Raw genomic sequence first — 9,691 nt, forward strand, 5'->3', positions numbered from 1 at the left:
GGAAGGCACATGGGAACAATAGTATACCAGACCAGCCTACAAATACGAAGCGATCGCGTTTCAGCCAGTCATCCAGGACATCAAATGGTCCTCTTTGACTCTGCGGGCGTCCGACTGCTACAGTCATAGTACTTTTATATCCTCTTGCTTTTATTGACATACTCCCGACGTTGCGCTTACGCGACACTGCGGGATTCTTCAACTCACATGCGGAGTCGCTGTTTATACAGAGGTGATGCCTTCCCCCTGTTTTTTCTATGTTCCCCTTCGGGAGAGCGCGGGACTTCCCGCTGTTTTTATTAAAAAGTTTGCTTTCTTAAGCAAGTTAACATAAGTATATATATATTTAAGAAATTTTGCAATTATCTTTCCCAATACCTTAAATTTATTTAAGCTTTACTTTAGATTTTAGATATAAATATATTTTGGGTCTAAAAAATTTTAAAATGGAGAATTATGTAATAGATGAGGATTTATGACTACTCAAACTTTGATAGGCGATCGCTTACTGCGTAAAGAAATTATAGGGTCTCGTCGTCTCAGTAATTACTTCTGGGCTGTAATTGTCAGTATGGGAGGTATTGGTTTCCTCTTGTCAGGGATATCTAGTTATCTCAAAGTTAATCTATTATTTGTTGCTGACCCTAGCCAACTTAATTTTTTACCCCAGGGAATAGCTATGGGATTTTATGGTGTGCTTGGTACCGTCTATGGACTTTTTTTGTGGTTAACTATTATTTGGGACATTGGTGGTGGCTATAATGAGTATAACCAAGAGAAAGGCCAGGTGATGATTTTTCGCTGGGGATTTCCCGGTAAGAATCGTAAAGTAGAATTTACTTGTCCTATTGAAAATGTGCAATCTATTAAAGTAGATATTAAAGAAGGTCTCAATCCCCGTAGAGCTATATATCTTCGTCTCAAAGACAGTAGGCAAATTCCTCTTACCCGTGTAGGTCAACCATTGGCCTTGTCAACATTAGAAAATGAAGCAGCTCAACTGGCGAAGTTTCTTCAAGTCCCTTTGGAAGGCTTATAGCAGAAGGCTTATAGCAGAAGGAAGAAGGAACAGTCTTACTTTGTCTGAGTTTTAAACTTTTGAACTGTCAGCGCCTTTTTCTTCGACTGCTATATAATATCAACGATCAAACAAGAAATTGGAAAATGATGACTAAAATTAGCTATTTTCCCATCCTAGAAGTTACCTAATCCCTATCATTTTTTTCCTTTATTTCTTCTTTCTTTACTCTTGTGGCATGGCTAGACCGCACTTTGTATAAGTTTTAGGTTTTAGACTTAACTTGGGATGATTTAGAATTTCCAGATTATTAGGGATAGGTACTCTTGCTCCCTTTGAAAGAGTGCCAGAAAAATCTATAAAATCAATATTGAATGTCTAAAGTCCACGATAATAATTTTAGTGAAAATGCAAAGAAAAATCAGCCAGTGGTTATTGTCATTAATCATAGTACTAACTTTGTTGGTGACAGGATGTACTGCCACCTCTGTTCCTAATACAGAAGTTTCGACCCTATCAAGTCAAACAACATTAGATGCTAAGTACAGTAGTTTACCTCAGCTCAATGGTAAAGCAACAGTGGTGATGACAGTGAATGCCTCTCCTATTACCATAGAAGTCGATGGTACAAATGCTCCGGTCACAGCAGGTAACTTTATTGATTTAGTTGAAAAAGGGGTTTATGATGGGCTAGCATTTCACCGAGTGGTGCGCGAACCTCAACCTTTTGTGGTTCAGGGTGGCGACCCTCAAAGTAAAGACCTCAATATCCCCTTAAATAATTTAGGTACAGGAGGTTTTATAGACGCCACAACCTCTAGTGAACGTTACATTCCTCTGGAAATTAAACCTCAAGATGCTTCAGAGCCAGTTTACAGTAACACTTTAGAAGAAGCTGGTATTGCGCAGCCACCTGTTTTGCCTCATACAAGAGGTGCAGTAGCAATGGCCCGCTCTCAATTTCCTGACTCTGCTTCATCCCAATTTTATTTTACTTTAACCGACCTGCCATTCTTGAATGGTAACTATGCAGTATTTGGTTATGTGACACAAGGGATGAAAGAAGTGGTTGATAATATTGAAGCTGGCGATCGCATTGAGTCAGCTAAAGTTGTTGAAGGTCTGGAAAATTTAACTATACCCAATAGCAGCGAATCTTAATGAAGTCAGAAGTCAGAAGTCAGAAGTCAGAAGTTAACCTACCCCTAACCCCTCCCCTCCTGGGAGGGGAAGTAGGGGATTTGAGCTTCGCTCCAAAAATATTTCGCCACTTCCCGGCGGGGTTTTAGACCCTTATGATTTTGATAACTTAATTGTGGAAGTTGTAGTTACGGGTATTGGTCTAACTTCTGCCTTGGGGAACCTCGATAGAAGTTGGAAAAAACTGTTGGAGGGTAAGTCTGCTATTGAGTTATATCAACCTTTTGCAGAATTACCTCCCCTACCTTTGAGTTTAATAAATTTTCAACCTGTTAATTTAACTCAGTTAACCAAGGAAGTTGTAGAAACTGCTGTCAAATCTTCAGGTTTAGCACTGCCCCTACCTGAATGTGGTGTAGTCATCGGTTCTAGTCGTGGCTATCAAGGAATGCTGGAAAAGTTGGCAAAAAAGCAGCTTATTGGAGATGGTCAGCAAAACGATCTGGAAAAAGATGACACTTCATTTATTAATTTGTTGCCCCATCAACCTGCTATTTTTGCTGCGAGTCAGATAGGTGCAAAGGGTACTGTTTTAGCTCCGATGGCTGCTTGTGCAACGGGGATATGGGCGATCGCTCGTGCTGTGGAGTTAATAGAAACGGGTCAATGTCAACAGGCGATCGCGGGTGCTGTGGAATCTCCCATTACACCTCTGACTATAGCAGGATTTCGGAAAATGGGAGCTTTGGCTCAAACAGGTGCTTATCCTTTTGACCGATATCGGGAGGGGTTAGTTTTGGGGGAAGGAGCTGCTGTTTTGGTATTGGAGTCTGCTGAATTTGCACAGCAAAGAGCGGCTAAAATTTATGGTCAAATTCGGGGTTTTGGTTTGACAAATGATGCAAGTTATGGTATTGCGCCAGATTTGAGTGGCAAAAGTGCAATGTTGGCGATCGCTCAATGTTTGGAAAGAAGCGGTTTATCTGCGGAAGATATTGACTATGTTCATGCTCATGGAACAGCAACTCAATTAAACGATCGCCATGAAGCTAATTTAATTGAGCAAATTTTTCCTCAGAAAGTGGCAGTTAGTTCGACAAAGGGAGCGACAGGTCATACATTGGGAGCATCTGGAGCATTGGGAGCAGCATTTTGTTTGATGGCGATCGAGCATCAGATTTTACCTCCCTGTGTGGGATTAAATGAAGCAGAATTTGACCTAAACTTGGTTCGGTATGCTCGTCAGTCTCAGGTAGAAAATGTTTTGTGTTTGAGTTTTGGGTTTGGGGGACAAAATGCTGCGTTGGCGATCTGTCATAACTGTTGAAATACTCAAACCTTCTAAAGTGAATCTTGCTCAGGCTTAGAATTGAGGCAAAAGGTAAGTTCAACAAGCTGTTGATAAACTGATTCATGGGTATATTCATCATCGGGGTGAGGTGGCTGTCCCGGACGCTGAAAATAAGGTCGCTCATTATTCATTTCTCCCCACAGCATATCGACCTGACGTACTAACTCATAAAGGATTGGGGGATTTTCCAAAATGGATTTCAATAATCCCAATAAAGCTTGCAATGGTGCATCTAGATGTTTACTAATTCGGGCTGTATCTTCCTCAACCCACCTATATAGAACTGCTTGTAAAACTCCTGAGACATCCCGCAAATTCTGGCTAATTAAAGTATTAATTTCAGTCTTGACCTGCACCAGTTTAGGAACTGGAGATTCCCCTTTCATAAAAGAACCACCTTCTTGACCAATAACATCAGCCAGGGTAAATTCCCTACCTCTCAACATATCGCGCCGTATTTGTTCCTCTTCCAGTTGATGCGGAGGTTTTTCTTCTGGCTGAGATTGTTCGGAGTTGGAATAGTTTGAAATCATTGCTCGCTTATTTTAAAGACTAATTCTAAATTCAGTTATTTTAATGGGGTATTAGTAGTAACGGAACCAAATTGTAAGCTTTCTTATTAATATTTCAAATAAATAAACAACATTTATATTTTTTTATTACTCTAAGTACAGGTTTTGAAAATTATAGCAGTTTTCACTTTTGTATGAATTAGTATAAGTTGTTGGCTTAATGCTTGTATAGCACACAAGGAGTTGATAATTTCTGTACAATAAATTCATATAATGAATTATTCTCAAGGAGTTGATAATGTCTATACAATTATTGCGACAACTATTTACTGTAGACCAGTATTATAAAATGCAAGATGCAGGAGTATTTACTGGAAATGAACGAGTAGAACTAATCAGAGGAGAAATTATCAAAATGTCTCCTATGGGTATTCGTCACCCCGCTTGTGTGAAATGTCTTGCCTAACTTTTCATTTTGCGTTTAGCACAAACTGTTACTGTGGGAATTCAAGATCCTGTAAGATTGAATAATACTTCTGAACCACAACCAGATATAAGTTTGCTGCAACGACGACCAGATTTTTATCGGACTCAACAACCTCAACCAGAAAATGTATTTCTCCTCATAGAAGCTTCAGATACAACAATCAAATATGACCGAGAAGTAAAAGTACCCTTATATGCTGAGAATAATATTGTTGAAGTTTGGTTGGTAAATTTGACTGAAGAATGTCTGGAAGTTTACCGACAACCTACAGGGAATAGTTATGAAATTGTGCAGACTTTTCAAAGGGGTGAAACTGTGACAATTCAAGCTTTGCCTGATGCAACTTTTACTGTTGATGAAATATTGGGAGATTAACAGAAATTTTCACCCTAATTATTAATTATTAATTGCTAACCCCTCCCTAATTTGCTCTTTCCCATAAACGCTTAATTTCTGTCAACACCTCCGCGTTAGGAGTGGAGATAGTTTGCACCCCAGGATTCATTTTGACTCCAGGGATATTTTGACTCCAGGGACTATTTGGTACACTCTGCAAATCAAAACTCTGGTCTACAGGACGAAAACCATACTGTACAAATAGTTTCTGCTGTTCTGGTTGTCTGAGAAAATCAATAAATTTTCTGGCTGCGTCAACCATACCGCTACTAATATCACGCCTAGCGATCGCTGCTGTGGAAACTGTTTCAATGGTAGGATTGAGATAATAAATTTGATATGGTTGCCCTTGGGTAGTACGAGACTGTTCCCATCGATGCAAGGCAATACTTTCATATACTGTTGCTATATCTGCATCATTTTCACCTTTGGCAATAAATTCTTGTAATAAAATATCAGTCGAACGTGGAGGCAAATAAACTGAACGTTTGACTAAACTAAATAAAGATTTGACTGAGGAATTATTTAAACTTTGACTGGTGAGAGTTGCTCTTCCAATTTCTGATTTTGCCCATAAACTTAATGTTAATTGACCGCTATTGGAGCGAGTAGGATTAGTAGTGAGAAAATCAAAACTACCCCATTGTGGTTTACCTCCAATTTTTTCCCAATTTCCAGTTTCCATTGCTTGAGAAATTTTTCGCCAACTAAATTGATTATTAGGAAATAAAATTTGACCGCGCTCCGGCCAAGCGATCGCTACTAATATTGTTTTGGCAATTGGTTGTGGTTTGTCATAAAAAGGTTCACTATTATTTTGTGCCTTCCATCTTGTTTCTAATTCTTCTAAAATTTCTCTATTAGCAGGAATTAAAACTGTGGGAGTAAAATCATTTTGGTCATCAACATATTTATTAATAATATCTTGGGAACCTTGATATTTGAGTTCTAAATTAATCTGGGGATATTTTTGTTCAAATTTAGTTTCTAATTCAGGCAGAATTTCTTGTAGTTCGGTGCCACTAACAACTACAATATTTTTTGAGATTTCTGGGAGTGGAATATATGTTAAACTCAGGGATGCTAAAATAATTGCTAAAGATGTAATTAGTGATTTTTTTTTGTTAGTAGGTTTCATAGTTTTTTTGTTTGATTATAGAATTTTTCAGGTCAATGAAGCATATTAAAAAAGCAGTCAGCACTCAGCAGTCAGCAGTAAACGTTTAGAGGGTATCTAAAAAGTTTTTTGATACTGAATTTTGCCCCCCTGGCCCCCCAACTTTGGGGGGAACAAGAGTATATTTGTTTCTAAAAGTCCCCCAAAATTGGGGGATGCGCGGGGGCTTAGATGTAGCAAAGACTTCTCAGACAACCTCTTAGAAGGGGATTTAAATCCAAGTAGGGGTGATTCGCGAATCACCCCTACAAGCTGATAGCTGTTTGCGGAGCATTCTGTCAGGAAATGCTAAAAGCTAATAGCTAGTTAAGAAATCAATATTTTCTTGAAAACTGCGAAGTTCTTGAGATAGTGCCTGCAATTCTTGTTGTTGTTGATAATTACTTAAATCAGCCATTCTCAGTTTATTTTGCATTTGTTGTAAAACACCAGCCGACTCTTGAATCATAGTAGAAAGACTAATAACTTGTGCTTGTCTAGCATCTTGCCCTTGATTTGCTAGTTGAATATTTCGCTGCAAACTTGTTGCTAATTTAGTTAATTGTTCTCTGGCAATACCTCTACTACTAGACATTTTTGCTTCAACTTCATTTAATTGTCTCTGGAGTTCAGAAGTGGATAATAAAGAATCATCTCCTTGTAAACGTTTTACCATTTTGTCAATTTTTATCGGAAGTTCGTAGGAGCGATCGCAAGCATATTGTACAAATCCTAATAGTTCCATTTCTGGAGTTCCAGTCAGAAGTTTTCCAGCTTCTTGGCGAAGATTATTGGCTTTTTCTGCTAATAAATTTGCCTGCTGTTTAACAGATTCTATTTCTTTGACTAAAGCTGGATTTTTTAGTTGTATTGATTCAGATTTTGAGGAATTTAATAATGTTGCTCCAGCCGTGGAAATTATGGCTGCGGTTGGTAACATAATTATGCTAGGTAAACCTGCAAATCTGACTCCTACAATTAAAGTAATGCCGCCAATTAAAATGGTAAGGGGATGATAAAGTGGGTTGACTAACTTCATAATTTAGTAAGCATTTAGCTATCAGTTATCAGCTATCAGCTATTAATTCATTGCTTTTTAGCAGGAATTAGTATTGATAGATTTAAGGACAATTCAAAGTATGGGAAAAAACTGACCTTGACCTAGTTTGATTCCTTCCTTCTTTCCTTCCTTCCTTCTTTCCTTCCTTCCTTCTTTCCTTCTTTCCTTCTTTCCTTCTTTCCTTCTTACTTCTTCCTTCTTCCTTCTTCCTTCTTCCTTTAAAATTCCACTTGTAAATCTAACATTAATTTAGAAATAGTTTCTGGGTTGCCCTTGCGATAATAACCAGCATTTAATTCCGCAATTTTTTCCAAAACATCAGAATTAAACTCTCCTTCTTTACCATATCCAACTGTGAATAAAGCAATTCTTTGGTCAGAATTAAAACCACTTTTTTGTAATTCATTTTTTAACTGATTTAACTGAATTTGAGAACCAGAATCTTCCCCATCAGTTAAAATTAATATGGCATTAATAGCCTGATTTCTAAGATTTTGCTGTAACCAGTTACGAGCATAAAGAGTAGCATCATATAACATTGTGCCACCTTCAGCCTTCAAATTACTAATAAATTGTAGACCGCGATCGCGTCCCTCTGGAGTTCCATCAACTACCACTGGAGGCCGAATTTCACTATCAAAATCAATCAGAGCAATTTGGTTATTAGGTCCTAGACTATTAATATAAGTTTGTAAAGTATTCTGAACAGCAGGTAATTTCGCCCCCTGCATCGAACCTGATGAGTCAACTAACACTACAACTAACGAAGGCTTTTTGGCATACACCTGCCAAGATTTTAACATAGCCTCTACTACCTCTGGTTTTGGTGGACGGTAGGAGTCATATTTAGCATTGGGGTCAACTCCAAAAGCCGCACTAATCTTTGTACCGAGGGGAATACCAGGTACCGCAGGGCGTAATCCTAAATCAGTAGCAATTCTTTGGACTTCTGGCGAGCGTAAATATGCAATAATTTCTGTAGCAGCAGCTTTTTCTACCTCGCTTACCCATGGCGCATTAGGAACAATTGCTCTCATATTAGAAGTAAAAGTTGCTTGGGGATAAACTGCCCTGTATTTTGGTTGCCCTGGTTGCCGATGGGTATTAGCAGCAATTACTGAAGACTCATAAACCGAACCAATAGATGCCCAAAACGGGCCATTTTTGACCATTGATTTCGCTAGAGAACTGGTTGACTTACCGTAGCGAGTAATTTTACTTTGAATTTGTTGTACCTGATTTTGATAGCGGGTTACATCTGCCACTGTCATATTTTCTGGTCGCTTGTCAGATACTGATGCAAATTGAGATACAAGAGTTTGTAAACCAGAATTGGAGCGAGTGGGGGCGGTGTGAACGTAATAAATAGGAGTTGGTGGTGCAGAAGAGTTGATGTCGCGATGGGTTTTTGCTGTCACTAGAGGTTTAAATAAATCATCAACATTTTCTATAGCGTTGGCAATGTCTTCTTGTGCCATAAATACCATCGGACTATTTGTTAACATTGGTGCATCTGTAATTTCTGGAATATAGTTTTGCCCAGGAAATAATTGTTCCATTCGATACTTCAATTGAGCATGATATATCTCACCATCCACAGAAATAATTGTGGGAAATTCAGGTGCATCAGCAGATAATATTCCGGTTTGAAATTGTTCTGCAAAAGACATGACTGTGGTAACTACATCCCCACTACCTTTAGCATCACAACTTATATAATAAGAAGTACCATCATTCAGTTTTGGTTGTTGTTGATTGAAACCTTCTGCAGCTTGTTCACAAAAGTCTCCTAAAGCACTTCCCATTAATAGTTTAATTTCCAGACCTTGATTGTTTTTTGTGGTATTGGTATTGTCTGGTGTTGCACAAGCAGTTAACAGCATTAAGAGATAAATGCTCAGATATTTAATTTTTTGATTCTTTTTAGTAATCATAATTGGTGAATTTACGTTATCAATACTAAGTGTTAAAAATAGGTTTACAGCACTTTTGAGGATAGTGAGGTATAATTATTAAACTATTTATTTCTGTATTCTTTGTTCCCTGTTCCCTGTTCCCTAGAGCAATAAACTTTGTAACTCATCAACTAGATAGCTGCTGTAAAGACATTAAAAGGTATTGAATCAGGCGATCGCTCCATCAAAAAAAAAGTGGTCTATCCCAAATACTTACAGCAAATTTCATTAGGCGTGAAGTATATCCTTCACGCGCAAGATCCCTTATTACGAATATCTTAGCGTTAATATTTGTAACTCTTATGTGAGGAATCTACTGTAAGCTATACTGAATGCCAAAGAGCAGCAATAATTACAAAAAACAAAAGATTTTACAGGAGATATCCCTTTGATAAAAAAGATAATTTCTGACTTAGAAAAAAATAGTATTGAAACCATTCATTTTGACTCCTACCCTTACCAAATAATTAAGGTTTAAATCCTATCCGTTTTTAAGAAGAGGTAATAATTAATTATGTAAGTATTTCCTGCGGAATGCTGCGCAAACAGCTATTAGCAGTTAGCTAGCCTCCTCCGGAAGAACTACGTTAACAGCAATTAGTAATAAATAATTACA

9 protein-coding genes and 1 pseudogene are annotated in these 9,691 nt (G+C 37.9%); 5 read left to right on the forward strand and 5 right to left on the reverse strand.

Features of this window, described 5'->3' with window-relative positions:
- A pseudogene (locus F6K15_RS36265) lies at positions 1–127 on the reverse strand (photosystem II D2 protein (photosystem q(a) protein)); the annotation flags it as partial.
- Positions 128–475: 348 nt separating this feature from the next.
- On the opposite strand from F6K15_RS36265, the gene F6K15_RS36270 reads away from it, so the two are divergent.
- The 3 genes from F6K15_RS36270 (at position 476) to F6K15_RS36280 (ending at position 3,485) form a co-directional block, all read left to right on the forward strand.
- Positions 476–1,039, forward strand: a complete 564-nt coding sequence (locus F6K15_RS36270; protein WP_293070746.1) for a photosystem I assembly protein Ycf4 — start codon at positions 476–478, stop codon at positions 1,037–1,039.
- Between the two features lie 387 nt (positions 1,040–1,426).
- Positions 1,427–2,179, forward strand: coding sequence for a peptidylprolyl isomerase (locus F6K15_RS36275; protein ID WP_293070748.1), 753 nt, complete (start codon positions 1,427–1,429; stop codon positions 2,177–2,179).
- A gap of 154 nt (positions 2,180–2,333) precedes the next feature.
- Positions 2,334–3,485 carry a beta-ketoacyl-ACP synthase gene (locus F6K15_RS36280; RefSeq protein ID WP_293070750.1) on the forward strand — a complete coding sequence of 384 codons (1,152 nt, stop codon included), beginning with the start codon at positions 2,334–2,336 and terminating at the stop codon, positions 3,483–3,485.
- Between the two features lie 14 nt (positions 3,486–3,499).
- Here F6K15_RS36280 and F6K15_RS36285 read toward each other — a convergent pair whose 3' ends face one another.
- Positions 3,500–4,042: a hypothetical protein gene (locus F6K15_RS36285; protein WP_293070752.1), complete on the reverse strand. Its 543-nt coding sequence runs from the start codon at positions 4,040–4,042 to the stop codon at positions 3,500–3,502.
- 277 nt (positions 4,043–4,319) lie between these two features.
- On the opposite strand from F6K15_RS36285, the gene F6K15_RS38945 reads away from it, so the two are divergent.
- Together F6K15_RS38945 and F6K15_RS36290 are read left to right on the forward strand one after the other, a co-directional pair.
- Positions 4,320–4,487, forward strand: a complete 168-nt coding sequence (locus F6K15_RS38945) for a hypothetical protein (protein WP_363269467.1) — start codon at positions 4,320–4,322, stop codon at positions 4,485–4,487.
- A gap of 9 nt (positions 4,488–4,496) precedes the next feature.
- Positions 4,497–4,883: a Uma2 family endonuclease gene (locus F6K15_RS36290; RefSeq protein WP_363269469.1), complete on the forward strand. Its 387-nt coding sequence runs from the start codon at positions 4,497–4,499 to the stop codon at positions 4,881–4,883.
- A 46-nt stretch (positions 4,884–4,929) separates the two neighbouring features.
- On the opposite strand, the gene F6K15_RS36295 is transcribed toward F6K15_RS36290, so the two are convergent.
- From F6K15_RS36295 to F6K15_RS36305, 3 genes are all read right to left on the reverse strand, one after another.
- Positions 4,930–6,042 carry a substrate-binding domain-containing protein gene (locus tag F6K15_RS36295; protein ID WP_293070754.1) on the reverse strand — a complete coding sequence of 371 codons (1,113 nt, stop codon included), beginning with the start codon at positions 6,040–6,042 and terminating at the stop codon, positions 4,930–4,932.
- Positions 6,043–6,376: 334 nt separating this feature from the next.
- Positions 6,377–7,099 (reverse strand): hypothetical protein, encoded by a 723-nt coding sequence (locus F6K15_RS36300; protein ID WP_293070755.1) that lies wholly within the window; start codon positions 7,097–7,099, stop codon positions 6,377–6,379.
- A 239-nt stretch (positions 7,100–7,338) separates the two neighbouring features.
- Positions 7,339–9,054: an extracellular solute-binding protein gene (locus F6K15_RS36305; protein ID WP_293070756.1), complete on the reverse strand. Its 1,716-nt coding sequence runs from the start codon at positions 9,052–9,054 to the stop codon at positions 7,339–7,341.
- Between the last annotated feature and the right edge of the window lie 637 nt (positions 9,055–9,691).

This window comes from Okeania sp. SIO2B3 (assembly GCF_010672525.1).
In the GTDB taxonomy this organism is placed as follows: domain Bacteria; phylum Cyanobacteriota; class Cyanobacteriia; order Cyanobacteriales; family Microcoleaceae; genus Okeania.